Source organism: Salinibacterium sp. SWN1162 (assembly GCF_015864675.1).
Lineage (GTDB): Bacteria > Actinomycetota > Actinomycetes > Actinomycetales > Microbacteriaceae > Rhodoglobus.
The window spans coordinates 524,562-549,626 of sequence record NZ_JADYWT010000001.1 but is presented as its reverse complement, the minus strand read 5'-3'; the positions used below and the strand labels follow the sequence as shown (position 1 = coordinate 549,626).

At 62.9% G+C, this 25,065-nt stretch carries 26 protein-coding genes; 10 read left to right on the top strand and 16 right to left on the bottom strand.

Annotated features, from left to right (window positions below):
* Positions 1 to 47: 47 nt before the first annotated feature.
* From I6E58_RS02520 to I6E58_RS02500, 5 genes are all read left to right on the top strand, one after another.
* Entirely contained in the window at positions 48 to 719 is a 672-nt protein-coding gene (locus tag I6E58_RS02520) for a FadR/GntR family transcriptional regulator (RefSeq protein ID WP_197130037.1), read from the top strand.
* Entirely contained in the window at positions 716 to 1,606 is an 891-nt protein-coding gene (locus tag I6E58_RS02515) for an ABC transporter ATP-binding protein (RefSeq protein ID WP_231595123.1), read from the top strand. The genes I6E58_RS02520 and I6E58_RS02515 overlap by 4 nt, the downstream gene beginning before the upstream one ends.
* Before the next feature lie 82 nt (positions 1,607 to 1,688).
* Positions 1,689 to 2,180: a hypothetical protein gene (locus I6E58_RS02510; RefSeq protein ID WP_197130036.1), complete on the top strand. Its 492-nt coding sequence runs from the start codon at positions 1,689 to 1,691 to the stop codon at positions 2,178 to 2,180.
* Positions 2,170 to 2,478: a transcriptional regulator gene (locus I6E58_RS02505; protein WP_197130035.1), complete on the top strand. Its 309-nt coding sequence runs from the start codon at positions 2,170 to 2,172 to the stop codon at positions 2,476 to 2,478. The genes I6E58_RS02510 and I6E58_RS02505 overlap by 11 nt, the downstream gene beginning before the upstream one ends.
* 65 nt (positions 2,479 to 2,543) lie before the next feature.
* Positions 2,544 to 2,939: a hypothetical protein gene (locus tag I6E58_RS02500; RefSeq protein ID WP_231595122.1), complete on the top strand. Its 396-nt coding sequence runs from the start codon at positions 2,544 to 2,546 to the stop codon at positions 2,937 to 2,939.
* Between the two features lie 85 nt (positions 2,940 to 3,024).
* Here the strand turns inward: I6E58_RS02500 and I6E58_RS02495 are convergent, their stop codons facing one another.
* Positions 3,025 to 3,348 carry a YciI family protein gene (locus I6E58_RS02495; RefSeq protein WP_197130034.1) on the bottom strand — a complete coding sequence of 108 codons (324 nt, stop codon included), beginning with the start codon at positions 3,346 to 3,348 and terminating at the stop codon, positions 3,025 to 3,027.
* Between the two features lie 287 nt (positions 3,349 to 3,635).
* Between I6E58_RS02495 and purL the strand changes: the two genes are divergently transcribed.
* Together purL and I6E58_RS02485 are read left to right on the top strand one after the other, a co-directional pair.
* Positions 3,636 to 5,888, top strand: a complete 2,253-nt coding sequence (purL, locus tag I6E58_RS02490; RefSeq protein ID WP_231595270.1) for a phosphoribosylformylglycinamidine synthase subunit PurL — start codon at positions 3,636 to 3,638, stop codon at positions 5,886 to 5,888.
* 1 nt (position 5,889) lies between these two features.
* Positions 5,890 to 6,726: a peroxiredoxin gene (locus I6E58_RS02485; RefSeq protein ID WP_197130027.1), complete on the top strand. Its 837-nt coding sequence runs from the start codon at positions 5,890 to 5,892 to the stop codon at positions 6,724 to 6,726.
* 71 nt (positions 6,727 to 6,797) lie between these two features.
* Here the strand turns inward: I6E58_RS02485 and I6E58_RS02480 are convergent, their stop codons facing one another.
* Positions 6,798 to 7,142 carry a chorismate mutase gene (locus tag I6E58_RS02480; RefSeq protein ID WP_197130026.1) on the bottom strand — a complete coding sequence of 115 codons (345 nt, stop codon included), beginning with the start codon at positions 7,140 to 7,142 and terminating at the stop codon, positions 6,798 to 6,800.
* 82 nt (positions 7,143 to 7,224) lie between these two features.
* On the opposite strand from I6E58_RS02480, the gene pgm reads away from it, so the two are divergent.
* Positions 7,225 to 8,868, top strand: a complete 1,644-nt coding sequence (gene pgm, locus I6E58_RS02475) for a phosphoglucomutase (alpha-D-glucose-1,6-bisphosphate-dependent) (RefSeq protein ID WP_197130023.1) — start codon at positions 7,225 to 7,227, stop codon at positions 8,866 to 8,868.
* A 23-nt stretch (positions 8,869 to 8,891) separates the two neighbouring features.
* Here pgm and I6E58_RS02470 read toward each other — a convergent pair whose 3' ends face one another.
* The 5 genes from I6E58_RS02470 to I6E58_RS02450 all read right to left on the bottom strand — a co-directional run bounded on the left by I6E58_RS02470 (position 8,892) and on the right by I6E58_RS02450 (position 13,495).
* Positions 8,892 to 9,794 (bottom strand): amidase domain-containing protein, encoded by a 903-nt coding sequence (locus tag I6E58_RS02470; protein ID WP_197130020.1) that lies wholly within the window; start codon positions 9,792 to 9,794, stop codon positions 8,892 to 8,894.
* A gap of 130 nt (positions 9,795 to 9,924) precedes the next feature.
* On the bottom strand, positions 9,925 to 10,908 hold the full coding sequence (locus tag I6E58_RS02465) for a DMT family transporter (RefSeq protein ID WP_197130017.1): 984 nt from the start codon (positions 10,906 to 10,908) through the stop codon (positions 9,925 to 9,927).
* On the bottom strand, positions 10,905 to 11,525 hold the full coding sequence (locus I6E58_RS02460) for a GNAT family N-acetyltransferase (protein WP_197130014.1): 621 nt from the start codon (positions 11,523 to 11,525) through the stop codon (positions 10,905 to 10,907). Before I6E58_RS02460 ends, I6E58_RS02465 begins: the two co-directional genes overlap by 4 nt.
* A gap of 95 nt (positions 11,526 to 11,620) precedes the next feature.
* Positions 11,621 to 12,109 (bottom strand): hypothetical protein, encoded by a 489-nt coding sequence (locus I6E58_RS02455; RefSeq protein WP_197130010.1) that lies wholly within the window; start codon positions 12,107 to 12,109, stop codon positions 11,621 to 11,623.
* 99 nt (positions 12,110 to 12,208) lie between these two features.
* Entirely contained in the window at positions 12,209 to 13,495 is a 1,287-nt protein-coding gene (locus I6E58_RS02450) for an adenylosuccinate synthase (protein WP_197130007.1), read from the bottom strand.
* Positions 13,496 to 13,677: 182 nt separating this feature from the next.
* Here I6E58_RS02450 and I6E58_RS02445 point away from each other — a divergent pair, with 182 nt between their 5' ends.
* Positions 13,678 to 14,784, top strand: coding sequence for a M4 family metallopeptidase (locus I6E58_RS02445; RefSeq protein ID WP_197130004.1), 1,107 nt, complete (start codon positions 13,678 to 13,680; stop codon positions 14,782 to 14,784).
* A gap of 62 nt (positions 14,785 to 14,846) precedes the next feature.
* Positions 14,847 to 15,260: a protealysin inhibitor emfourin gene (locus tag I6E58_RS02440; protein WP_307841937.1), complete on the top strand. Its 414-nt coding sequence runs from the start codon at positions 14,847 to 14,849 to the stop codon at positions 15,258 to 15,260.
* Between the two features lie 2 nt (positions 15,261 to 15,262).
* Here the strand turns inward: I6E58_RS02440 and I6E58_RS02435 are convergent, their stop codons facing one another.
* The 9 genes from I6E58_RS02435 to I6E58_RS02395 form a co-directional block, all read right to left on the bottom strand.
* Complete coding sequence (locus I6E58_RS02435; protein ID WP_197130001.1) at positions 15,263 to 16,510, bottom strand: FAD-binding oxidoreductase; 1,248 nt, start codon at positions 16,508 to 16,510, stop codon at positions 15,263 to 15,265.
* Between the two features lie 72 nt (positions 16,511 to 16,582).
* Entirely contained in the window at positions 16,583 to 17,641 is a 1,059-nt protein-coding gene (locus I6E58_RS02430) for a D-2-hydroxyacid dehydrogenase (protein WP_197129999.1), read from the bottom strand.
* Positions 17,642 to 17,710: 69 nt separating this feature from the next.
* A complete protein-coding gene (locus tag I6E58_RS02425) occupies positions 17,711 to 18,190 on the bottom strand; it encodes a ribose-5-phosphate isomerase (RefSeq protein ID WP_197129997.1) in 480 nt (159 codons plus the stop codon).
* Positions 18,187 to 19,902 carry a dihydroxyacetone kinase family protein gene (locus I6E58_RS02420; protein ID WP_197129995.1) on the bottom strand — a complete coding sequence of 572 codons (1,716 nt, stop codon included), beginning with the start codon at positions 19,900 to 19,902 and terminating at the stop codon, positions 18,187 to 18,189. Before I6E58_RS02420 ends, I6E58_RS02425 begins: the two co-directional genes overlap by 4 nt.
* On the bottom strand, positions 19,899 to 20,783 hold the full coding sequence (locus I6E58_RS02415; protein ID WP_197129993.1) for an NAD(P)-dependent oxidoreductase: 885 nt from the start codon (positions 20,781 to 20,783) through the stop codon (positions 19,899 to 19,901). The genes I6E58_RS02420 and I6E58_RS02415 overlap by 4 nt, the downstream gene beginning before the upstream one ends.
* Positions 20,784 to 20,785: 2 nt before the next feature.
* Complete coding sequence (locus tag I6E58_RS02410) at positions 20,786 to 21,754, bottom strand: sugar phosphate isomerase/epimerase (RefSeq protein ID WP_197129990.1); 969 nt, start codon at positions 21,752 to 21,754, stop codon at positions 20,786 to 20,788.
* Positions 21,751 to 22,668: a carbohydrate ABC transporter permease gene (locus I6E58_RS02405; protein WP_197129987.1), complete on the bottom strand. Its 918-nt coding sequence runs from the start codon at positions 22,666 to 22,668 to the stop codon at positions 21,751 to 21,753. The genes I6E58_RS02410 and I6E58_RS02405 overlap by 4 nt, the downstream gene beginning before the upstream one ends.
* Complete coding sequence (locus I6E58_RS02400) at positions 22,668 to 23,609, bottom strand: carbohydrate ABC transporter permease (protein WP_197129984.1); 942 nt, start codon at positions 23,607 to 23,609, stop codon at positions 22,668 to 22,670. Before I6E58_RS02400 ends, I6E58_RS02405 begins: the two co-directional genes overlap by 1 nt.
* On the bottom strand, positions 23,606 to 24,874 hold the full coding sequence (locus I6E58_RS02395) for an extracellular solute-binding protein (RefSeq protein WP_197129981.1): 1,269 nt from the start codon (positions 24,872 to 24,874) through the stop codon (positions 23,606 to 23,608). The genes I6E58_RS02400 and I6E58_RS02395 overlap by 4 nt, the downstream gene beginning before the upstream one ends.
* Positions 24,875 to 25,065 lie beyond the last annotated feature (191 nt).

The following is a 25,065-nucleotide window of genomic DNA, read 5'->3' as shown; positions in this document are numbered from 1 at the left end:
AGGTGTAAGGTTACGAGACAGACAAACACAGCGATCGGAGCACCTGCATGGCATCAGCAGTGCAACAAGTGCGGCTCGCCGCGCAGGCAGCCGAGGTGCTTCTCGGGCGCATCCGCGCCGGCGAGTGGCCCTTGGGGCACAAGCTGCCGGGCGAGACGACGCTGGCCGCCGAGATCGGGGTCGGGCGCTCCACGTTGCGGGAGGCCATCCGTGAACTCGCCGGGCAAGGCGTGCTCGAAAGCCGTCAAGGCTCCGGCGTCTTCGTGATCTCGACCGAGATCGCTGAGGACTGGGATGTCGTGCTGCGCCGAGTGTCTGTGGCCTCCGTCCTCGAAGCTCGGGTTGCCATCGAGGCCGAAGCCGCCGCCCTCGCGGCACATCGACGCACACCCTCAGATCTGCGGGCGATGCGCCGAGCACTCGCCCATCGTTCGGGTTCGCACCACTCGGCCGAAGAGTTCGCGGACGTCGACATGGCGCTTCACCGGGAAGTCGTCGCGGCATCCCACAACGAAGTGCTGCTGGAACTGTTCTACGGCTTCGTGCCACGAGTGCGCGTAGCGATGATCGAGATGCTGAAGCTGCGTCCCGCCCACGACTACGAAGCAGACCAAGCCGCCCACGCCGCTCTCGTCGAAGCGATCGCTGAGCGAGACCCGGCCGCAGCGGCCGAGTGCAGTCGAGCGCACCTCACCGGCGTGCATCGAGCCCTCTCATGAACATCAGCACCCTGATCAGCGAAAGCACCCTCGTGAACGAAAGCTCCCCCGTGAACCCCAACGACTCCGCGAGCAGCAATCCCATCGTCGTCGAGCTGCGCGGCGTCACCTTCCGCCGCGGCGAGCGCACCATCCTCCACGAGGTCGATCTCACCGTGCGCGCGGGCGAGCACTGGGCGCTCCTCGGCCCCAACGGCGCCGGCAAAAGCACCATTCTTGGCTTCGTTGGCGCTTCAGCGCACCCGACGTCCGGAACTGTGGACATCCTCGGGCAACGCCTCGGCCGGGTCGAACTGCAAGCACTGCGGCGCTCGATCGGGCACGTCAACCCGCGTCATCCGCTTCACGCACCCCTCACGATTCGGGATGTCGTACTCACCGGCCTCACCGGATCCCTCGAGATTCCCGCACGCTGGGATCCCTCCGCGCAGCAGACAAACCGCGCGACAGAACTGATCGAACAGATGGGCTTGGCGGGCAAGGAAGCCCACCGCTGGCCGACCCTGTCGCAGGGAGAGCGCGGCCGAGCGCTCATTGCGCGCGCCCTCATCGCCGAGCCTGACCTGCTGCTTCTCGACGAGCCCAGCACTGGGTTGGATGTCGCGGCGCGCGAGCAACTCCTCGAAACCGTCGATGGGCTCACCGCCAACTTTCCGCGCCTGGCCTCGATTCTCGTGACGCATCACCTCGAAGAACTGCCCTCTACGACATCCCATGCCGCCTTGATTGCAGACGGCCGGATCTCGCAGGCCGGGCCAGCCGAACAGGTCCTGACCACCGAAAACGTCACGACCGCCTTCGCGCATCCGATTCGCGTCGGCCAACATGACGGGCGCTGGTTCGCGCTCCCCGGCCGTAAGCGCTCGCTCGATCTCGCCGCGGTCTAATCGCGGCGACCGCTTCCTAGACGCACCGCCGTGTGCAGAATCCAGCGCGGTGACGAATCTTCATTACTGCTTACTTTCCGAGATGGAAAGTAATACACTCAACCGCATGGAAAGCGAAGCCGGCAGCACCGAGCGTGATGACGCACGAGCGCAGATAGATCTCATCACCGCAGACCGACAGGCGCTCGCCCAGCGCGTGGCCCAGCATCCGTGGTGGCACACCCTCGCGTCCGCGGCAATCACCGCGGTGATCGTTGCCGCACCGTTGTCGGGCAGCATGTGGATCGTGACTCTCATTAGCGTCCTGTTGATCAGCGCCTCCACTGCGCTCGACAAAGAGTGCGACAAGAGGATGGGCGTCTCAATCATGAAGCCCGTGGGGCGCAGGAGCCTAGCGATCGTGATCACGCTCGTGACGGTCGAAGTCGCGCTATTTGGCGCATCCCTCGGCATCATGTTTTCAGAGCTCTCCGGATCGATCGCCTTGAACTCAGCGCTAGCTGCGGTCGTCACGATCGTCGGACTTCGGATGCTCAGCCGCACCATGGCGCAGGAAATCCGTCATGGCCGCTGAGCCTCGGTTCGACGAGTCAATTCACGCGTCCACCCGACTTCGCTTGTGCGCAGTTCTTCGCCCGCTGGACTCCGCCGAGTTTCGCGTCCTCATCAACATCTTGGGCATGAGCGAAGCGAGTCTCTCCAAGACAATCCGCATCCTCGTGGAGCTCGGCTACGCCACGACCTCGAAACAACCCTCGCCGCAGCGCGACGACAGACGACTGACGACAACCGTGCAGCTCACCCCCACCGGCAAAATGGCATTCGACGGTCACCTCGCTGCGATCTCGGCGCTGGCCGACTCGAACCAATGAGGAATGGCTTCCGAACAGACTCCAGCGACACCATCCAGGACCCCGGCGGCCGATAATATTGCAGAATGACCGGACCTGAGGGCGCTTTAGGAGTGGTACTCGAAACGATGTCCTGGGTCGGACTCGTCCCCGGCATCCCGCTGCTCATCTTCGGGTGGATTCTCGCTCTGCGGGCGTGCAAGTGGATCGCGACCACTGCCGAGGTTTTCGAAGCCGGAGGCTTTCAGGGCTTCCGATGGTCCGATGGCGACGGCAGGCAATACTCCATCCTTCACGAGCCGTCAGAAGTTCCCATCATGGATGTCGGTGCCCACGTCACTCTGCACTACGACCAGTGCCATCCCTCTCGCTGGAGTCTCGCGCGGCCTCGCCGCACGAACGGCGCGATCCTCATCGGTTCAATCCTCACCGGAATCGGCTTCCTGAGCATCATTGCGGGATTCGCACTGATGGCGTTCTGAGTCTGCGATCTATCCGACCGCACAGCGTCGACCACGCTCACTGCATCCGCAGGAACGCTTGATCGCCTCTTGCCCGTTAGACCCGTTAGAGGAACGGGCGCACTTCAACCTTTCGGTTACAAGCCTTCGACCCGTCAGACGCTACCTTGAGCGCTGCGTCGAGATCGGGTGCGGTGATGATCCAGAAGCCGGCCAGGTACTCGCTAGATTCGACGAACGGGCCGTCGGTGAAGAGCACTTCTTTGTCGCGGTGATCGACCACGGTGGCGGTCGTCGGGAAGCCGAGACCACCGGCGAAGACCCACTGGCCCTCAGCCTGCAGCCGTTCGTTGAAAACGTCGATGGCGGCCATCTCGGATGGGGTGGCCAGGCTGGCCGAATCATGGATCACTGACAACAAATAGTGCATTTCGATGCCGCTCCCTAGTCAACGGGCGCCCTTCTGGGCTGCCTCTCATCTCTACTACGAACAACTCTGCCCCGATCCGACGCCCAGCGCCAGATAACTTCACCATCGCGCAGAGCGCTCATCGGATTAGGGGCATGGTCTGCTGGGGCTCGTCGAGCCCACGCCTAGGTAGACTGGAGGCGGCCGGCGTGAGCACCCCGGCATCCATAATCTTCTGGGAGAAGCCCCTCGTGACTGACGTCTCAACCAATTCCCGCCAGCATGTTGCCGACACGGTATCGAACGCGATGGCTACGCCCGAGAAAGAGCAGCCCTACGGCGCCCTCGGCCTCAAGCCAGACGAGTACGCGAAGATTCGCGAGATTCTGGGCCGCCGCCCCACGAGCGGTGAGCTCGCCATGTACTCCGTCATGTGGAGCGAGCACTGCTCCTACAAGTCCTCCAAGAACTACCTTCGCCAGTTCGGCAAGAAGGTCAGCGAGAACATGACCAAGAACCTCATGGTCGGCATGGGCGAAAACGCGGGCGTCATCGACGTCGGCGAAGGTTGGGCTGTGACCTTCAAGATCGAAAGCCACAACCACCCCAGCTACATCGAGCCCTTCCAGGGCGCTGCGACCGGCGTCGGCGGAATCGTTCGCGACATCATCTCCATGGGTGCTCGTCCCGTTGCTGTCATGGATGCGCTCCGCTTCGGCGCCATCGACAATCCAGACACCGCTCGCGTTGCCAAGGGTGTCGTCTCGGGCATCAGCTTCTACGGCAACTGTCTCGGCCTGCCCAACATTGGCGGCGAAACGTACTTCGACTCCGTCTACCAGGCAAACCCGCTCGTCAACGCGCTCGCTGTGGGAGTGCTGCGCCACGAAGACCTGCACCTGGCTAACGCTCGCGGCGTGGGCAACAAGGTTGTGCTGTTCGGTGCTCGCACCGGTGGCGATGGCATCGGCGGAGCATCCATCCTCGCCTCCGATTCCTTCTCCGAAGGCGGCCCAACCAAGCGCCCCGCCGTTCAGGTCGGCGACCCCTTCGCCGAAAAGGTGCTCATCGAGTGCTGCCTCGAACTGTTCCAGGGTGACCTCGTGGAGGGCATCCAAGACCTCGGTGCTGCCGGCATCAGCTGCGCCACGAGCGAGCTCGCCTCCAACGGTGACGGTGGAATGTTCATCGAACTCGAGAAGGTACTGCTGCGCGATCCCACCCTCACGGCAGAAGAAATTCTGATGTCCGAGAGCCAAGAACGCATGATGGCGATCGTGAAGCCCGAGAAGCTCGAAGGCTTCCTCAAGGTTGTTGAGAAGTGGGATGTCGAAACCAGCGTGCTCGGTGAAGTCACCGACACCGGCCGCCTCATCATCAACTGGCACGACGAAGAAATCGTGAACGTCGAGCCGCGCACCGTCGCCATCGATGGCCCCGTCTACGACCGCCCCGTCGCCTACCCGAAGTGGATCGACAAACTTCAGGCCGACAGCGCCTCGGGCCTCGCTCGCCCCAAGGACGGCATCGAGCTGCGCGACCAGATGCTGCAGCTGCTCGCGAGCCCCAACCTCGCCGACAAGAGCTGGATCACCGACCAGTACGACCGCTACGTGCTCGGCAACACCGCCTTGAGCTTCCCGGATGACGCCGGCATGGTGCGCATCGACGAAGAGAGTGGCCTCGGCTTCTCTGTCGCGACCGACGCCAATGGTCGCTTCTGCCAGCTCGACCCCTACGCCGGAGCCCAGATCGCTCTGGCCGAAGCGTTCCGCAACGTTGCCGCCACCGGCGCCAACCCCGTCGCCGTCAGTGACTGCCTCAACTTCGGCAGCCCCGAAAACCCCGAAGTGATGTGGCAGTTCAGCCGCGCCGTTGAAGGTCTCGCCGACGGTTGCCTTGAGATGGAAATCCCCGTCACCGGCGGAAACGTCTCCTTCTACAACCAGACCGGTGATGTGCCCATCCACCCGACCCCCGTGGTCGCGGTGCTCGGCCTGATCCGTGACGTAGCTGAGCGCATCCCGAGCGGCTGGCAAGACGAGGGCAACAACATCTACCTACTCGGCACCACCGCGCTTGAGCTCGACGGTTCGGCGTGGGCTGGCACTATCCACGACCACCTCGGTGGCCTGCCGCCCAAGGTTGACCTCGCTGCCGAGCGTCGTCTCGCTGACCTCATCAAGGCCGGCAACGAGCAGAACATCATCGCCAGCGCGCACGACCTCGCCGACGGTGGACTCGCCCAGACTCTCGCAGAATCTGTCATGCGCTTCGGCGTTGGCGCCCGCGTGTGGCTCGGCGAACTTCTCGAGCGCGACGGAATCGACGCCGCCACCGCCCTCTTCAGCGAATCGACCGGTCGCATGATCGTGTCGATCCCTCGCGAAGATGACGTGAAGTTCCGCGGACTCTGCGAAGGCCGCGACTACCCCGCCGTGCGCATCGGAGTCACGGATGCTGCCGCCCCCGCCCTCGAAATCCAGGACCAGTTCACCCTGACCCTCGAAGAGCTGCTCACGGCTCACCGCGGAACGCTCGCGGAGGCTTTCGGCGCCTAACGTGCAGTTCATCAAGAGGGTTTACGGCGAGGTTACGGCCGCGCTAGCCCTCGGGGTGATTGCGTTCGTCGTCGCGCGCGCCATCACGGAAACACAACCGTGGTGGCTCGCTGCTGCCCTGCCGTGGGCTGCGTATGCGCTCTATTTGGCGTTGCTGATGCCCGGCCTCGTGGTTGCTCAGCGCCGGCATCCGTGGGTTCAGCTCTCGGTTGCGGTCGTCGGTGTCGTCGCGTCGTTCTCGGCCGGGCCGTTTGCGGTCGCCGTGGCCGTTCTCGGGCTAGCCGTGATTCTCGGCTACAACTACTGGTATTCGGTGCAGCACGTCTCGACCAAGCCCGTGCGCGTCGACGAGCCCCTGCCGCGGTTTCCGCTCACCACCGTGGATGGCGCTGCCGTCGACAGCAGCATCTTCACTCAGCAACCGCACGTGCTCATGTTCATTCGCGGCAACTGGTGCCCGTTCTGCATGGCCCAGGTTGCCCAGATCGCCGACCAGTACCGCGAGCTCGATCGCCGTGGAGTCGCCGTGGCGATCATCAGCCCCCAAAAGCCCGCCGACACCGTAGAGCTCTCACAACGCTTCGACATCCCCGTCAATTTCTACATCGATACGGATGGCGCAGCCGCCGCCGCGCTCGACATCGTGCAGCCCGGCGGCACGCCCGTCATCTTCAGCGCCGGAGCTCCCGCCGGCGGCGATACCGTCGTGCCGACCGTGATCATCACCGACGCGACCGGCACCGTGCTCTGGGCAGAACAGACCGGCAACCACCGGGTGCGTCCCGAGCCGACAACGTTCCTCGACGTGCTCGACCAGCACGGCATCCGCGCGCGCTAGCGTGCTGCGAATCTCGCGCTAGCTCGGTGCGGCCGCTGCGCCGAGCGTGCTGCACGCGCGCTACGACGCAGTTACTTGCCGGACTCGGGCTCGCTGCCCGACGCGATCTGTTCGTGGTGGTGGATGACCTCGGCTACGACGAAGTTGAACCACTTCTCAGCGAAGGCCGGGTCGAGGTGCGACTCTTCGGCGAGCGACTTGAGGCGCGCGATCTGGTCGCGCTCACGGTTCGGGTCCGACGCCGGCAGTCCCTTGGTGGCTTTGAGGTGGCCGACCTGCTGCGTGTATTTGAAGCGCTCGGCCAGCAAATGGATGAGCGCCGCGTCGATGTTGTCGATGCTGCGGCGGGCGCCCAAAAGCTGCTCGCGCACTTCGGGGTCGACGTTGTCGTTGTGGGCCTGATCTCCTGCTGCCATACAACGACTTTAGGGGTTCTGAAGGCTGCGTGTTTGCCACATGACGCGCGCACCGCCGAGTGAAGGTGGAAGACTGGTTTGCATGAACGATCGCGCAGGCACGACAGCCCAGGCATCCGACCTCATCGATGTGACCGAGTTGGTGGCGGCGTATTACGCGCTGGTTCCGGATGTTTCGGTGCCCGAGCAGCGCGTCGTGTTCGGCACGAGCGGCCACCGTGGCTCTGCGCTCGACACCGCTTTCAATGAAGTGCACATCGCGGCCATCACGCAGGCGATTGTGGAATATCGTGCTGCGCAGGGCATCACGGGCCCCCTGTTCATTGGCCGCGACTCCCATGCGCTCTCTCAGCCCGCCGAGACCACCGCTCTCGAGGTGCTCGCCGCTAACGGCGTGCTCGCGCTGAAAGATGAGTTCGACGACTACGTTCCGACCCCCGCGCTGAGCCACGCGATCATTGCGTACAACGCGGCCGGCAACGACGACCTCGCCGACGGCATCATCATCACGCCCAGCCACAACCCGCCCCGCGATGGTGGCTTCAAGTACAACCCGCCGCACGGTGGCCCCGCCGATAGCGACGCCACCGGCTGGATCGCGGACCGCGCGAACGCGATCATCGCCGAGGGCAACACGGCCGTGAAGCACGTGGGCGCGGCCAGCGACGACGGCGCCGCGAACATGGCAGCGGGCAGCTACGACTTCCGCGGGCGCTATGTTGACGACCTCGAGAACATCATCGACATCGACGCGATCCGCACGGCCGGCATCCGCATCGGTGCTGACCCGCTGGGCGGCGCGAGCGTCAACTATTGGAAGCTCATCGCGGAGAAATACGACCTGAACCTCACCGTCGTAAACCCCGACGTCGACCCGACCTGGGCGTTTATGACGCTCGACTGGGACGGCAAGATTCGCATGGACCCATCATCGAAATCAGCGATGGCCTCCGTGGTCGCCCGCCGCGACGAGTTCGACATCCTCACCGGCAACGACGCTGACGCCGACCGCCACGGCATCGTCACGCCCGACGCCGGCCTCATGAACCCCAACCACTACTTGGCCGTCGCGATTCAGTACCTGTACACGCACCGCGAGGGCTGGAACCCGGATGCCGCCGTCGGCAAGACCCTCGTCTCCAGTTCCATGATCGACCGGGTTGCTGCCGCGATGGGCCGCGACCTCATCGAGGTGCCCGTCGGTTTCAAGTGGTTCGTTCCCGGACTCGTTGATGGCTCGGTCGCGTTCGGCGGCGAGGAGAGCGCTGGCGCAAGCTTCTTGCGCAAAGACGGCTCCGTGTGGACAACCGACAAAGACGGCATCCTGCTCGCCCTACTGGCCGCCGAGATTCTGGCGGTCACCGGCAAGACGCCATCCGTCTTGTACGCAGAACTCGTCGAAGAGTTCGGTGACCCCGCCTACGAGCGTGTGGATGCCGAGGCCAGCAAAGAGCAGAAGGCCAAGCTGGGTAAGTTGAGTGGGGCTGCAATCACGGCCACCGAACTCGCGGGTGACCCGATCACGGCAAAGCTCTCGGAGGCTCCGGGAAATGGCGCCGCGATTGGCGGCGTGAAGGTGACCACGGAGTTTGCGTGGTTCGCTGCGCGCCCCAGTGGCACCGAAGACGTGTACAAGATCTACGCCGAGTCGTTCAAGGGCGCCGAGCACTTGCGACTCGTGCAGGCCGAAGCAAAGGCGATCGTCGACGCTGCGTTAAACAGCTAACGCCTCGCGATCCGCGGCTCGCGCTACGGGATGCTCCAGAAGTGTCCGGTAGCGCCGGGGTGGTCGACGGTGATGGTTTCGTCGAGGTCGCGATAGTTGGTGTCGAGGTTGTGGCCGACCATCTTGATGACGATTTCGCCGTCGACGGTCTCTACTGAGGAGACGACCTGAATGTGGTCGAGGTAGTCGTTGTCGTTCCAGTCGAAGACAACGAGGTCGCCGACCTTCACTTGGTCGCGCTCGTCGAAGCTGAGCTGCGTGGCCCCGAGTTCGGGGTTGGCGGTGAGCCAGTTTTCGAACGCAGGCACATAGCCCCACGCGCCGCTCCAGTCTGAACCGGCGTCGTAGTTGAACCACTCGTCGGTCATCTCCCATCCGCGTAACAGCAGTGATTGGCTCGCAAAATTGGCGCAGTCGCCGCCGACCGAGTTAAGGTCGCCGTACTCGTCGACGTTGTAATCGTTCCAGTGCGTCAGCAGGTATTCCATCTGGCGGTCTACCGCGGTGGATGTTTCGTACGTGTAGTCGAGATCGGCTGCGGCCGCTACAGGGGCCTCATCCGCTACTACTTCAATGGCAACGGTCGCCGGTTGAAAGTCGACGGCGGCGGGCACGACGGCGGTGAGCGTTCCGCTGTCGGCAATGACGACATCTGCGGCAGAAACGCCACCGAATGTGACATCCGTGACGGCATCGAGCGAAGCACCGGTGATGGTGATCGCTTCGCCACCAACAAGAGTGCCGGTGGTGGCGCTGAGCGCGTGCACCTCGGGCGTTCCGGAGGCGACAGTCGCGGCATCCGCATTACCGTTCGACGAGGAGTCGGGAACGGAGGCGATCGCGACAATGAGTGCCGTCACGCCGGCGAGGACACCGAGCGCGGCAGCGCCCACGCCAATGCGACGCACAAGATAGGGGGAGGACATTCGAGAAGTGTCACAGACCGGCATGAGCCGAACACCACGAACCGGCGCGCTCACGCCGGATTCATAGAAATCTTTACCTCAGCGAGTGCTCAGCGGGCACAATCGGGTCAACGAGCTCCCGCCTGCGACGCTACGACCCGGAAGATTCCGGTGCAGTGCCGGCCTGCGAGCGCGCCCGAGCCCCGGGCAGTGTGAGCCGCCCCTGCGCCAGCAGCACTCCGACGAGAACAATCACCGCGCCGACGGGTTCGTGCCACGACATGGTCTCTTTCAGGATGACGAAGCCGAGGATGACGCCGATCACGGGCGTGATGTACGTGACGGTTGAGGTGCGGGTGGGGCCCCATTCGGCGAGCACTCGGTAGTTCCAGACGTACGCCATTCCCGTGCCAAGGATTCCGAGGGCGAGCAGACTGGCCACGACGGGGAGGGTGAGGTTCACCGGCCCGGTCGCGATGATCGGGGTGAGCAGAAGGTAGATGACGGCCGCGATGCCGATGTTCATGGTGGCCGAAGTAACGCCGGGCACCTTGTAGGGCGCCACGAACTTGCGCTGGTAACTCATGGCGGCGCCGTAGCAGAGCGCAGCACCGAGGCACGCGAGTTGGCCCAGCAGGCTGCCGCTGATGTCGCCGGCCTGCCAGGGCGCGATGATCACCAGTACCCCAAAGATGCCGAGCGTGACACCTGCAATCTGCGAGCGCGTCAGCTTCTCGACCCGGAACACGAGCGTCGCGAAAATAGCGGTCATGATGGGTGTCGTCGCGTTGTAGATGCTCGCAAGGCCCGAGCTCACGTACTGCTCCGCCCAGGCGAACAGTAGGTACGGGATTACCGCGAAGAGGAACGCCAGCACCGTGAAGTGCGCCCACACGATCGGTTGGCGCGGGAGCTTACGGCGGCTGACCGCGAACACCACGACGAGCGCGAGAGCGCCGAGCACTGCCCGACTCCACGCGACTTGGCCGAAGCTCACGCCATCCAGCGCCACCTTGATGAAGAGAAAGCTTGAGCCCCAGACGAGGCCCGCGGCCGCAAAGCGCAGCGTCGTGCCGAGAGTGGATGCGGTGTCATGCTTTTCAACCCGGCCAGCGGAAGCAGCGGGCCGGCTCACGCGCGCGGCTCCTGCTCGAGGCGGGCGAGCAGCCCGGCCTTCACCTCTGGCCAGTCTGTGTCGATCACGGAGTACACCGCGGTGTCGCGCCACGAGCCGTCGGCCCGCAGCAGGTGTTGGCGCTGGATGCCCTCGAAGGTCGCGCCGAGCTTGAGGATCGCGGCGCGCGAACGAGCGTTGATGGAGTCCGCTTGGAGCCGCACCCGGTTATAGCCGTTGTCGAAGGCGAACCCCAGCAGCAGGAGTTTCGTTTCGGGGTTCACCGCGGTGCCCCAGACGCTCGGCGTATAGGCAGTCCAGCCGATGTGCGCATTAGCGTTCGCGTCGTCGAGATCACCGAGGGTGCTGACGCCCACCAACCGGCCAGCATCGGGGCCAGAGTTCAAGCGGATGGCGAACGGCATCCGGTCGGCGTAACCGAGGTAGCCGGCGCGCATCCACTCAATGAAGGATGCTTCGTCGGCGGGCAACCCGGCCGGGCCACGACCGTAGCCGCCGGCGAACACTTCGGGCACACCGAGGGCAGGCCAGAGGTCGGCAAGGTGCGCTTCGGTCAGGGGCTCAACACTGACAAAAGTTCCCTGAAGGATGCGGGGCTGCGGGCGCGTTACGGTCACTCACAAATACTCCCACCCCACGGAGCTCGCACACCCGCGGTTTTCGGACTTTCACCCACCTTTTGCAGCAGTTCAGTCCAGCAATCCCCGATTGGCTACCGAGGTTCGGAGGGCCCACCCGCGGATGGAGTGGACTCGTGATGCTCCGATTGAGCCCGCCGAGACCCGACCACGACCAGAATCACTCCGGTCAGGGCGAGGCTGATGTTCACAAGGAAATAGATGAAGCCTTCTGTTCCGCCAGCGATGACTACGGAGTATGAAACGACCGTGCCCGCGAGCGCGACAAAGACGGCGACGAGCCCCACCACCGTCATGGCGCCCAGGCCCTTGTCGGGCTTCATGGAACGCAGCCCGATTGCGAGGGTGAAGGCCGCGAACCCGATCAACGCCAGAGGGAGAAGAACCAGCGCAAGCGAATCGCTGATGATGCCGTCGCGACGCCACGAAAGAGAGAGAAAGAGCAAAACCAGCATCGCGGCAGAGCCGTACTTGAGATACTTGATGATTACTCCTTTCGGTGGAGCTACCGACGGTACCAGCCCCTCCCGAGCGGGCGCCACCACATATTCGATCGGCTGCACGCTCGCACCGCCAACGGCGAAGTGCCGTTAACGCAGAAGCGGCACGCCCCGGATCTCTCTGGGACGTGCCGCTTGGCTACGAACTAACTACAGAAGTACTTAGTCGACGAGGTCGTGACGAACGATGATCTCGTCGCGGCCGGGGCCGACGCCGATTGCTGACATGCGGGCGCCGCTCATCTTTTCGATGGCGAGCACGTAGTCTTGCGCGTTCTTCGGGAGGTCCTCGAAGGTGCGAGCATCGGTGATGTCTTCGGTCCAGCCGGGGAACTCTTCGTAGATCGGCACGGCGTGGTGAAAGTCGGACTGCGAGACGGGCATTTCGTCGAAGCGCACACCGTCAACGTCGTACGCAACGCAGACGGGAATCGTGGCAAGACCGGTCAGCACGTCGAGCTTGGTGAGCACGAAGTCGGTGACACCGTTCACGCGCGCCGTGTAGCGGGCGATGGGGGCGTCGTACCAACCACAGCGACGCGGACGTCCAGTGGTGGTTCCGAACTCAAAACCGTGGGAACGCAAGAACTCGCCCGACTCATCGTGCAGTTCGGTCGGGAACGGGCCAGCACCCACACGCGTTGTGTAGGCCTTGACGATTCCGATGATGCGCTCGAGGCGGTTGGGGGCAACACCCGAACCGGTAGCCGCGCCACCGGAGGTGGAGTTGGACGACGTGACGAACGGGTACGTGCCGTGGTCGACATCCAACATCGTGGCTTGGCCGCCCTCAAAGAGCACAATCTGGCCATCGTCGAGGGCCCTGTTCAGCAGCAGACCGGTGTCGGTGACCATGGGGCGCAGACGGTCGGCATAGCTGAGCAGCTCGGTGACGATCTCTTCAACCTCGATCGCACGACGGTTGTAGACCTTTACGAGCAGGTGGTTCTTCTGGTCGAGAGCGCCCTCAACCTTTTGGCGAAGAATGTTCTCGTCAAAGAGGTCTTGAACTCGGATGCCGACACGGTTGATCTTGTCGGCATACGCCGGACCAATTCCGCGGCCGGTCGTGCCGATCTGGCGCTTGCCGAGGAAGCGTTCCGTCACCTTGTCGAGGGTGCGGTGGTAGTTGGTGATGATGTGCGCGTTGGCGCTCACCAGCAGCTTGGAGACGTCGACTCCACGGGCAATGAGAGCGTCAAGCTCTTCAAAAAGCACCTCGGGGTCGATGACGACACCGTTGGAGATGATCGGAGTGACGCCCTCGGTGAGGATGCCCGACGGCAGAAGGTGCAGCGCATACTTTTCGCTGCCAATGACGACGGTGTGTCCGGCGTTATTTCCGCCGTTGAATTTGACGACATAGTCGATGCGGCTACCGAGAAGATCGGTGGCTTTACCCTTGCCCTCGTCGCCCCATTGGGCGCCGATGATGACGATTGCTGGCATGGTGGATCCCTTCGAAGAAGTGGGGGGATTACACCTCAGTCTACCCGAGAGCAGAGTTTTGCTTGTCGTAGCGATTTCTTGCGTGGCGGGGTTGCTGGGCGGGCCTTGCTGGGGACTCCGTGAGAATCGTGAGCCATCGTCGCCAAGGTCAGTGGTCCGTGTCAGCATGAAGCATGTTCCGGATGCCGAACTCCCCCGTTTCCCCCGCTGAATCGCCCCGCGCCCTGTGCGCGATCGTGCCCCCGTTTTTGCTGTCGCGAATCGCGACGCTGGAGGACCCTCGCTTCGAGCGCGCCGCTCATGCCGCGCGCCGATCGCTCACCGACATCGGGCATGATCATCTCGATCATGGGCGGCACGAACACACGCTGCCGCCGCGATCGCTTCGTCCCGACCAGACTGCCGTTGCGCGCGGCACTGTCAGCCGGGCAATCTCGGATGCGCAAACGGGCGAGACACTGCCGGGCGTGCTCGTGCGGTCAGAGGGCGAACCCGAGACCGCAGACGCCTCGGTGTCAGAAGCGTACGACGGCCTCGGCCACACCTTCGCCCTGTTCTGGGAGGTGTTCGAGCGCGATTCGATCGACGACCGTTCGTCGCCGCTCGAAGCGACCGTGCACTTTGGCCGAGAGTATGACAATGCATTCTGGGATGGCAGCCGTATGGTTTTCGGCGACGGTGACGGTGAGATCTTCACTGGCTTCACTCGCTCGCTGAGCGTCATCGGCCACGAGCTCGCGCACGGAGTCACGGAGTTCGCCGCCGGCCTCGTGTACCGCGGCCAGAGCGGTGCCCTCAACGAGCACGTCTCCGACGTCTTCGGCGCACTCGTGGAGCAGTACGCGTGGGGTCAAACCGCGGGCGAAGCCTCCTGGCTCGTCGGCGAAGGAATCTTTACCGACGAGGTCGAAGGCAACGCGCTGCGTTCCCTTCGAGCACCGGGCACCGCCTACGACGACGACGTGCTCGGCAAAGACCCGCAGCCTGCGCACTGGGATGACTTCATCGTCACGCAAGAAGACAATGGCGGAGTGCACTTGAACTCGGGCATCCCCAACCGCGCTTTCTGGAGCACTGCTGACAGCTTGGGTGGTTTTGCCTGGGAGCGTGCCGGTCAGATCTGGTTCGACACCCTCACCAACGGATCGCTCACTCCCCGCAGCGAGTTCTCGGAGTTCGCTGCCGCCACCGTCGCGGCTGCGATTGCTCGCTTCGGCGATGACTCTGATGAGCAGCGCGCAGTTGAAGCAGGCTGGGCGCTGGTGGGAGTGGTTCCGGCAGCGAGCTGAACCGCTGCGCCCTCCGGGGCTCCACCCTGTTCACCCGCACGGCGACGGGATAGCATGCATCTGTGAAGGTACAGGTGTGGCGAAGCGGAGGCCTGCTCGGTCGACGCGTGGAGTGGGCTGTCGTTGTCGACGAGCAGCCGGACCCCGACCAGTGGTACCTGCTCATCTCTGAATTACCGTGGAACGAGCATCCGACCGAGAACACGATGCCCGACCGCTACACCTACGAGATCCACTGCGAACCGCACGAAGCGGTCATCGCCGAGCAGCAACTCGTCGGCCCGTGGCGAGAGCTCGTTGATCGAGTGCGCGAGGCCGACCCAAACCCGCAACGGCCCCGCCCCGAGTCACGGCCTGAACCAGCGCTAGAACCCCAGCCTGAACCTGAGTCCCAGCCCGAGCCTCAGCCCGAGCCTCAGCCCGAGCCTCAGCCCGAGCCTCAGCCCGAATCCGAACCCGAAATCGAGTGCGATTAGCGCTAGCGCAGCGGGTCGAAAGCCGTCAGCAGCGGGTGCTTGTCACCACCGGTGATCGAGTCGGCGAGCATCCGCCCCGTCAACGGGCCGAGCGTGACGCCCCACATGCCGTGACCGCCGGCAACGTGAACGCGCGGCGAGCGCGTGCCACCCACGAGTGGCAGGCCGTCGGGAGTGCAGGGTCGTGAGCCGACCCATTCTTCTTCGCGGGCATCCCAGTCGACGCCGTCGAACATCGGGCTCGCGGCATTGACGATGGTTTGGATGCGGCGAGAGTCGGCGGGAGCATCCACTGACCGAAATTCCATCATGCCTCCCACGCGCAGCCGATCCCCGAGGGGTGTGCAGGCTACGCGCTGGGCGGGCAGGTAGATCGGGTGCGTCGGAATCACGGGCGGCTTCACGCTGAAGCTGTAGCCGCGGCCTGACTGCACGACCTGGCGCACGCCGAACTGGCGGGCGAGGTCACCGAGCCAGGTTCCGGTCGCAATAACAACTTCGTTGCTCAGCACGGCGTTCTGGCCCTCAACGTCGACGGCGACGCCGGCAGCGCCGAGGTCGCGGATGCCGGTCGCTTTCGCGCCCTCCACAATCGTGGCTCCGCGAGCGCGCACGGATGCCGCGAGCACCTGCATGAACGAGGGCGGGTTGATGAAGCGCTGGCCATCCACGCGCAGCCCATGGGTCACAAGCTTCGAGACACTCGGCTCGAACTCACGCAGCTCGTCACCCGTGATTTTCTCAAAGCTCACGTGACCACCACCGGCGGCGACCTCATCGAATTCGTGGGTGATGACCTGGCGATGGGCATCACTCGTGAAGGCCGCCAGAAAGGGTTCGGCGTGCTTGAGGGCGGCGGAAACTCCGCCCTCTTCCATGCGGTCGAACGAGTCGAGGCTCCACTTGTTGATCTCGGCAAAGGTGACCATGTTGCGACGCCACATCGTGGGTGTCGAGTGCCGCGCGAAGCCGGCGAGGAAGCGCAGCAGGGTCGAGTTGGCGGCGAGAGGAACGTACACCGGCGAGGTGGGGTCGATTACGGCCTTGATGCCGACTTTGAAGATCGAAGGCTCCGGCAGCGGAAGAGTCAGGGCGGGAGCAACCCAGCCAGCGTTCCCCAGCGACGCGCCCGCGGCAACTCCCGTGCGGTCGAGAACTGTGACTTCAACGCCACGCTCCTGCAGAAACCAGGCCGTGCACAGCCCCACGATTCCGGCGCCAATAATGGTGACTTTCGCGGGCTGAGTCATAGGTCCCTACTTCGTGAAGCGCCGGTGCTGGGTACTCCATTGTGCATCGCGACGGCCGCAGCGAGAGCAGCGTTAGTAGAAATGCACCGTGTCGACGACGTTGCGCAGGGCACGACCATCCAGAAAAGCGCTGGCGTTTCGAGCGAATAGTCGCGCGATTTGCTCTTCTTGCGCGTAGCTCAGCGCTGCAGTGTGCGGGCTCAACAGCACGTTGTCCATCTCCCAGAGCGGGCTCGACTCCACCAGAGGCTCTGTTTCTACGACGTCGAGGGCCGCGAAGCCGACACGACCGTCTTCGAGCGCAGCGATCAGAGCCTGTTCGTCGATCACGCTGCCGCGCCCCACGTTGACCACGGTGACACCGGGCTTGACCATCGTGAGAAATTCGGCGTCGACAAGCTTTTCGGTGCGGGGAGTCCCCGGCAGCGACACCACGATTGCGTCGGCGCGTTGAATTGCCGCGGGCAGGTTGTGCGGTTCGATGATCTCGGCGACTCCGGGAACGGTCTCGCCGCGGCGGCTCATCCCGATGACATGAACGCCGAGCGCACTCAATTTTTCGGCCAGCGCCGACCCAATCCCGCCGAGTCCGAGGAGCAGTATCGTTTGGTCGCTGAGCTGCGCCATCGGCCACCGCTCACTCCACTCGTGTGCCTGGCTCTGCCGAAGCAGCCGAGGGAGCGACTTGCTCGCGGCCAGCAACCCAAATAATGCGAATTCCGCCAGCGGCCCGCCATGCACTCCCGCGGAGGTGGTGAACGCCACCCGATCGAGCTCGTGCCGTGTGAAGCCTGCTTCTCGAATCTGAGCTCCACCGCCCGCCGCCATGGTCTGAACCCAGCGAAGACCGTCATTCTGCTGCACAACCTCTTTCAGCAGAGGCGTCGACAGATCGGGGATTCCGTAGAGGGCGTCGGCAGAGTTGAGCAGTTGCATAAACTGCGATTGCTGCTGCGGTGTGCGACGAAAGTCGGGATCGCCCGCGTAGTCCGCCGTAAATCGCATCGGCGGCAACAACGACTGGTCGCGAATCAGTTGCACGCGCGGTTCCAACGATTCGATCAGCGCACACAGTTCTTCGCTGAGGGGCGTGGCTACCCCGACCGTTAATGTCTCTGCTGCGATTCCCACTCGAACCGACTCCTTTGGTTATGCCGCTGAGCCCGGGAGGCGAGTGGCGGATGTGCGGGAAACCGCTAATCAGACAGCGGGACGCAGTTCGTAGCGTTCGATTTCTGCGACCTTTTCTGCGGAGGCACTCGACGAGTCGAAGGTGTATCCAAGCCACTCCCGAGCAAGGCGTCGCGCAAGCTCGAGCCCGACGACGCGCTGACCGAAGCACAGCACTTGGGCGTTATTCGACAACACGCTTCGCTCCACGGAGTAGGAATCGTGGGCTGTCACCGCACGAATTCCTTCCACTTTGTTGGCGGCGATCGCAACGCCAAGACCAGTGCCGCACACGAGGAGAGCGCGATCGGCTTCGCCGGCGGCGACTAGGCGAGCGGCATCCACCGCAATGTGCGGATACGCCGTCGATTCGCTTTCGGAAACTCCGACGTCGACGACGGAGGCTACACGCGGATCAGCTTCGAGATCCGCCTTCAATATTTCTTTGTAGTCGAATCCGGCATCGTCGCTACCGATAACAACGCGGATCAGCGGGGTCGTAGTGCTCATGAATCTGCCTTCCAGGCTGTGCGGGGTTGAGCGAGTGCTCCAACGATCAACGCAAATGAGGTTGCGCCAGCGTCGGGTGTTCCGATGCTGCGCTCGGCGAGTGGTCGAGCCCGGCCCTTCTTGGGCGTCAGGCTCTCTGTCGCTGCTGCCGCTAGTGCTGCAGCAGCGGCAGCGTTACTCCAGGCAACGCTGAGCTCCTCACCGCGGTCTACTTCGCGCTTGAGAGTGTGGATGAACGGCACGAGCGCGTCGACGAATGTCTTGTCGCCCACCTCAGCTCCGCCTAACTGCTGAATAGCCTCGAGGAATGCCTCGGCAGCGTCCGTTACGACAGTGGCGTCGTACTCAAGACGGTCATCGCGAATCGCTTCCGCTGCGGCTTCAAGGCCGGCACCCCAGAGAACTCCGGAGGTTCCGCCGGCGCGGGTGGCCCACTCGCGCCCAGCTTGGCGAAGGTTCCACGCAACGCCACCCGACGTTGCGTTATCGACGATTCCGGCAGCGGCGTCAATACCCTTGACCATTCCGCGGCCGTGATCGCCGTCACCCGCAACCGCATCGATGTCGCCCAACTCGATAGCGTTGTCGTGCAGGACAGCGCGAACGGTCGAGACTGCGGCCACCAGCAGGGGCATCAGCGCCCGCGATGCTTCCGTAGATTCTGGGGCGGAGGCCTGAGCGATCGATGCTGCTCCCGGCTCGACCGGGGTCAGCTTGTCGAGGCCCGCGCTGATCTTTCGGTACGCCGGAGTGTAAGCGTCAGCAGTCCAGGTGCGCTCGAGTTCTTCATCGAGCCACATCAGGGTGAGCGAACAGCCGCCCATGTCGAGGCTCGTTACGAGTTCTCCGACCTCAACTCCTACTGCCGCTAAACCAGCATCCTTCAGCAATCGCGAAAGCGCCTTCCACACGACGAAGAGTTCTTCATACTTCGTCGTTCCCAACCCGTTGAGGATGACAGCGACGCGGGTCGAGTCTCCGACAGGCCGTTCGCTCAGAACACCATCGAGAAGCAATCGAGCAAGTTCATCGGCGGTGAGCCGCGGAACGTCGCGCACCCCTGGTTCGCCATGGATTCCGAGCCCAACGCTCATCGAGCCGGACGGGATGGAGAACAGCGGCTCGGCTGAACCCGGCATCGTGCATCCAGAGAATGCAACACCGAGTGAGCGAGTGGAGTCGTTCGCAGCCCGGCCAAGACGCTCAACCTCGTCGAGTGAGAGTCCTTCCGCTGCGGCAGCACCCATCACTTTGAAGACCGTGAAGTCGCCGGCAATTCCACGGCGTTGATCTGCTTCGGGCGAGGAACCCACATCATCGGTGACAAGCACGATGCGCGTATCGATGCCTTCGCTGCGCAGACGCTCAGCCGCGATTCCGAAGTTCATGACGTCTCCGGCGTAGTTGCCGAAGCTCAGAACCACACCACTGCCCTCATTCGCAGCCTTAGCTACGGAATACACCTGTGCGGCCGACGGGGAGGTGAAAATGTTGCCCACAACGGCGCCGGTGGCGAAACCGGGACCGACGAGGCCAGCGAATGCTGGGTAGTGGCCCGATCCGCCACCGATGACTACAGCGACCTTGGGCTCACCGCGACGATGTGCGACCACACCACCGGGTACTCCTGACAGGCGATCGGCGTAGAGCTCTACAAAGCCGTCGAGAGCATCCTCGGCAAAGTCTGAAGGGTCGTTGAAGAGAACGGTCATTTGTCGCTCGCAGCAAAGAGCGTGCTGATGATCGAGTCGTCTTCTGCAGCAAGTCCCGCTGCTTCGCCCATGCGATACAACTGTTCCGCCGCGCTCGCCAGCGGAACGCTGACTTTCCGCTCGCGGGCAACGTCGCCGACAATACCCATGTCTTTGCCGATCACGTCGAGTCGCGAACGAAGCGGTGGGGTTTCCCCGCGCAACTGCTGCGCGATACGAGGACCACGGTCAGCGAACATGAACGAGGCGGCAGCGCCCGCGCCGAGAACGTCAATAACCATGTCGAGGTCAAGCCCGAGCTGATGCGCCAGCGCGAGGGCTTCAGCAGCCGCTGCGGTGTGGATGCCGCACAGAAGCTGATTGACCGCCTTAAGCTGCTGGCCTTGGCCAACTTTGTCGCCCACAACGCACACGGTAGAACCGAGCGCATCGAGTACCGGCTGCGTTGCAGACCGCGCCTCAGGCGAGCCGCCGACCATGATGAGAAGATCGCCGGTTTCCGCGCGAACCGGTCCGCCAGAAAGGGCGGCGTCCACACAGAGAATGCCCCGAGTGGCAAGGAGATCGGCGGAGCGCACCAGGGCGGTCTCACCGACGGTCGACGTGATGACGACAACTGACCCTGGTACCAGCGCATCCGCGACACCGTTGGTTCCGAACAAGGCTGATTCAAGCTGCGCGGCATCGCGAACGATCAGCACGACGACGTCGGCACCATCCGCTGCCTGTTCGAGCGACGACGCCGGCATAGCCCCGGCCGCTGCGGCTTTCTCGAGCGCAACGGGGTTGATGTCGTACACCTTCACGTCGAAGGATTTCGTCAAGTGGGTCGCCATGGGCAGGCCCATCGCGCCGAGGCCGATTACCGTCACGTTTGTCATTGTCAGCTCTCCAGTCCGCGCACGGCGGTGCGTGCTTCTCCGAGTGCGACCGCAATCATGCGTCGCACGTAATCCGCGTTGCGGGCAGCGACGGAAAGACCGTCGCCGCCGTAGTGCTCGACGCAGAACGGTGCCGCGAACCCCGCTGCGATCGCGGCAGTGATGGCGGCCCGATAGTTCATCGAGCCAAACTCCATGGGCGCGGGCACGGTCGTGACGAAGCCACGCTCGCGATCTTCGTCGCGAAAGTAGTTCTTGACGTGCCAGTAGTTAGACACCGGGGCGCAGCGCGCGCTTGCTTCGAGAAAGTCCTCGACATCGCGATGCAGCCGGTACATGTTACCGAGGTCGGGGTTGAGGCCAACGTTGGAAAGCCCTACCGATTCCACGAGCCGGAGCCCGCCATCAACAGTGCCAATCAGCGTGTCTTCATACATCTCAAGCGAGACCGCGATTCCGAGGTCGGCGGCGTGCGTGCCGAGTTCGCGGATGCGCGTGGTCGCGAGATCCCAGGTCGCGTCGTCTTGATCGTCGACTGGCCCGGGTTCGGTCCAGAACCACTGCGAAGTCTTTTGTCCTGGCAAGAGTGGTCGGTGCAGCCCGAAACTCACCAGCGGGATGCCGAGCTTGGCAGCAGCGTCGAGGGTGCGGTGGCTGTACGCGAGATTATCGTCGCCCGCCTCCGGGTCGATGACGCTTCGGCGTATTGCGGAGATCGCAATCGGTCGCAGGTGAGCTTCTGCAATAACGGCCGACAGTTCCTCGAGTCGTGCCGACGAAAGATCGCCCGCCTGCACCCAGTTGTCGGTGACATCGACGCTATCGATACCTTCGAATGCGACCTGCGCGAGCTGATCAAACCACGCCTCGGGGCTAGCATCCTGGCTCGCTGCGAAGGGGAGCATCGCAGCGGCAATGGGCCACGATGCGCTCGAGTCGTACGTTGAATCTGTTGATGAATTGTCGCTCATTTTCCGAATCCCGCCGTCAAGCCTGCAACGAGCTGTCGACGCCCGAAGATGTACAAGGTCAAGATCGGGATCATCGACATGACCACTGCGGCCATAATCCCGGGAACGTCTACCGTGAGTTCGCTCTGAAAGCTCCAGAGCGCAAGCGGAAGAACCCGCACCGATGGGCTTTGAGTGAGCACCAGCGGAAAGAGAAATCCGTTCCACACGCCAAGAGCATTATAGATGCCGACCGTAATCAAGGCCGGACGCGACAGCGGAAGCACAAGCTTCCACAGCATCATCCAGTCCGTAGCACCTTCGAGACGCATCGACTCGAAAAGCTCGCCCGGGATGTCCCGGAGAAAGTTCACCAAAATGACAATGGTGATCGGAATCGCGAAGGCGGCTGACGGAATGATCAGGGCCAGCAAAGTGTCGTAAAGCCCCATCTGAGAAAGCATGTAGAAGATAGGGATGATTGCCGCTTGGAGCGGAACGGCGAGGCCGAGCAACACCAGCGAAAATGCAGTCCGCGACACGACGTGGGTGTTCCGTGCAATCGTGTACGCCGCCAATAGGGAGACAAATACCGCGATGATGACGGCCGCAATCGTCACGATGACCGAGTTGGTGAAGTAGCCGAAGAATCCCGAGTCGAAGACCTTGACATAGTTGGCGAGCGTCGGCTCGGAGGGAAGCGACAACGGTGCGTCGGAGAAGAAGGTAGTGCTGCTGCGGAAACTGGTGGTCAGAACCCAATAGAGAGGGATGACAACGATAATCAGCCAGAGCGCGCCCCCCAGACCGCCAGGAATGTTGGTGTGCTTACTGAAGAGCGATGGCCGCCGGCGCACGGGCGCAGACTTAGTCGGCGGTGCAGTAACGGGTGGTGCAGTGACCCGCACGGGATCCACTGAAGTGGTGGTGCTCATTACATTCCCTCCTGTTGACTCTTCATTTTCGAGAACCCGCTCCAGCGCGTCAGCGCAAGCGAAAGCACGAGCCCAATCAGCACGAGAACGGTGGCAATCACGCTTGCCTTGCCCATCTCTGCCGAGCGGAACCCGGTGAGGTACATGTGGAGCGGCAGCACGCGTGTCGCGTATCCCGGCCCACCGGCTGTCATCACGAAAATGAGGTCGAAGTAGGTCAACGATCCCACCACAATCAGCGTGGATGACGTCACAATGGTGTACTTCAACTGCGGAACGGTGATCGTGAAGAACTGCATGATTTTGCCAGCACCGTCGATCGATGCCGCCTCATAAAGCGAAGCGGGGATCTGACGCACACCGCCCTGGTACAGCAGCGTGTGAAGGGGAACGAAGTGCCACGCGATCACCAGAATCACCATGATGAGCACCGTGTTCTTATCACCGAGCCAGTTATGCGCGAGCCATCCGAAGCCGTCTTGCGTGGAGAGTCCGAAGTTCGGGTCGAGCAAGTTCTTGTAGGCAAGTGCTACCGCCGCCGACGAGAGCAGAAGCGGAACAAAGAAGATGAGTCCGGCGAAGGATCGGAACCCTCCCGAGCGCGCGATCCACACTCCAAGGAGCATGCTGATCGGGCCTTGAACGAGCAGGCTTCCGAACATCACGGCGAACGTGATGCCGAGCGTCGTGTAGGTCACGGGGTCGGTGACGAACCAGAGCCAGTTATCGGCTCCCAGCCACTGCGGCGTGCCGAGCCCGCTCCACTGCGTGAACGACAGAACTACTGCCCCGAGCAACGGCAGGATGGCGAAGCCACCGAACAAGAGCGCTGCGGGAAGCAAGAACCAGAGTGACGGCCCGCCTGACCGTTGTCTAGCAGCGAGCGCCGACCCACGACGGGGAGCACGGATGCCCCCCGTCGTCGTTTTTACGGTCGTCACTTGATTGTCGCGTTCATGAGCTGCATGAACTCGTCGGCGTCGATTTCCTGCAGGAACACTCGGTCGAGCTGAACCGTGAGTTCGGCGCCCTGAGCGGGTGATAGTGCCTGGTCCCAGGAGAGCTGGAAGTTCGCAGCGTCATCCGACAGATCGAAGACGAACGACTGGAAGTCGGCGTCGTCGCGCTGGTCAATCAGATCTTTCGCGTCACTTACCCCGGGAACGGCAGAGCGCTCGAGGACTTCACCAATGTAGGCGTCGTTCATCACTTCGGTCGCCAGGAAGTCAGTGACAGTCGCTTTATTAGCGTCTGTGGCCGCTGACGCTACCGACCAGTAGTTCGACGGGTTTCCAACGAGGTCTGTGGTGTCTCCCGAACCTGAGCCGACAGTGGGGAAGGTGACGTAGCCCAGATCGCCGCTGTCGACGAAATCGGGGGCCTTGGTCTGGATGTTGGAGTAGGCCTGAGAAAGAGCGACCATCATTGCGGCCTTGCCGGTGTAGAGCAGTGCATCCGCAGCTCCACTTCCGTAGTCGAGTGCGGCAAAGTCTGAGTTGAAGCCATCAGCCTTGACGAGGTCCTGAATCATGTCGATCGATTCCGCGATGGCCGGGTCGGACCACGCGTCGGGCTCATTAGCGACAATCGCGTCGAAGACCTCGGGGCCACCGATTCGATCGACCAGGTACGAGATGTACGGCAGCTGCGGCCATTTGCTCGCTCCAGCCAACGCGATCGGCGCGACGCCGGCGTCATTGAAGACCGGAACGAGATCCATCAGGTCGTCCCATGATTCGGGAGGAGTAGCTCCCACTTCTTCGAATACAGCCTTGTTGTACAGAATGACAACGGGCTGGATGTTGTTGATGGCAGCGCCATACACCGCACCATCGAAGGTGGCGTTGTCGTTCACTGCATCGAGATAGCGGTCGGTGATCTCGGGATCTTCGATGGGATCGATGTAGCCGGCGTCAACGTAGCCTTCGAGCACTCCGCCGCCCCAACCAAACATCAAGTCGGGCCCTTGACCCGCTCCGAGAGCGATGCGGAGCTTGTCGGAGTAGCCGTCGTTTCCGAACATCTGAAGTTCGATAGGCCTGTCGGGATTGGTTTCGTTCCAACGATCAACCGCGGCTTCGTAGGAGGCTGACTGCCCGCCCTCTACTCCCCAGACGACTGCCGTTGAAGAGCCGCCGTCGCTACCGGAGCCGCTGCATCCGGTGAGCGCCAGAATCCCCGCTGTAAGTACCGCAACGCCAGTCATGAATCTTTGCTTTTTGGCCCGCAACATATGTGTCCCACTTCTCTTCGTTGAGTTGTTTCTCGAAAATGTTTCGAAGCACTTTCGGTGTCTCGGGAGTCACACTATGGCCAGAAAGCGGGCACTGTCAAATATTTGTTGCAGAGTGCACCAAAATGTTGTGGGTGAATCATTGAAAGTTTTCGAGTTCTTGG

Bases quoted from the DNA above. Each gene is read 5' to 3' on its own strand.
- I6E58_RS02520 (WP_197130037.1), top strand. From the start codon at position 48: ATGGCATCAGCAGTGCAACAAGTGCGGCTCGCCGCGCAGGCAGCCGAG.
- I6E58_RS02515 (WP_231595123.1), top strand. From the start codon at position 716: ATGAACATCAGCACCCTGATCAGCGAAAGCACCCTCGTGAACGAAAGC.
- I6E58_RS02510 (WP_197130036.1), top strand. From the start codon at position 1,689: ATGGAAAGTAATACACTCAACCGCATGGAAAGCGAAGCCGGCAGCACC.
- I6E58_RS02505 (WP_197130035.1), top strand. From the start codon at position 2,170: ATGGCCGCTGAGCCTCGGTTCGACGAGTCAATTCACGCGTCCACCCGA.
- I6E58_RS02500 (WP_231595122.1), top strand. From the start codon at position 2,544: ATGACCGGACCTGAGGGCGCTTTAGGAGTGGTACTCGAAACGATGTCC.
- I6E58_RS02495 (WP_197130034.1), bottom strand. From the start codon at position 3,348: ATGCACTATTTGTTGTCAGTGATCCATGATTCGGCCAGCCTGGCCACC.
- purL (WP_231595270.1), top strand. From the start codon at position 3,636: ATGGCTACGCCCGAGAAAGAGCAGCCCTACGGCGCCCTCGGCCTCAAG.
- I6E58_RS02480 (WP_197130026.1), bottom strand. From the start codon at position 7,142: ATGGCAGCAGGAGATCAGGCCCACAACGACAACGTCGACCCCGAAGTG.
- pgm (WP_197130023.1), top strand. From the start codon at position 7,225: ATGAACGATCGCGCAGGCACGACAGCCCAGGCATCCGACCTCATCGAT.
- I6E58_RS02470 (WP_197130020.1), bottom strand. From the start codon at position 9,794: ATGTCCTCCCCCTATCTTGTGCGTCGCATTGGCGTGGGCGCTGCCGCG.
- I6E58_RS02450 (WP_197130007.1), bottom strand. From the start codon at position 13,495: ATGCCAGCAATCGTCATCATCGGCGCCCAATGGGGCGACGAGGGCAAG.
- I6E58_RS02445 (WP_197130004.1), top strand. From the start codon at position 13,678: ATGCCGAACTCCCCCGTTTCCCCCGCTGAATCGCCCCGCGCCCTGTGC.
- I6E58_RS02435 (WP_197130001.1), bottom strand. From the start codon at position 16,510: ATGACTCAGCCCGCGAAAGTCACCATTATTGGCGCCGGAATCGTGGGG.
- I6E58_RS02425 (WP_197129997.1), bottom strand. From the start codon at position 18,190: ATGAGCACTACGACCCCGCTGATCCGCGTTGTTATCGGTAGCGACGAT.
- I6E58_RS02420 (WP_197129995.1), bottom strand. From the start codon at position 19,902: ATGACCGTTCTCTTCAACGACCCTTCAGACTTTGCCGAGGATGCTCTC.
- I6E58_RS02415 (WP_197129993.1), bottom strand. From the start codon at position 20,783: ATGACAAACGTGACGGTAATCGGCCTCGGCGCGATGGGCCTGCCCATG.
- I6E58_RS02410 (WP_197129990.1), bottom strand. From the start codon at position 21,754: ATGAGCGACAATTCATCAACAGATTCAACGTACGACTCGAGCGCATCG.
- I6E58_RS02405 (WP_197129987.1), bottom strand. From the start codon at position 22,668: ATGAGCACCACCACTTCAGTGGATCCCGTGCGGGTCACTGCACCACCC.
- I6E58_RS02395 (WP_197129981.1), bottom strand. From the start codon at position 24,874: ATGACTGGCGTTGCGGTACTTACAGCGGGGATTCTGGCGCTCACCGGA.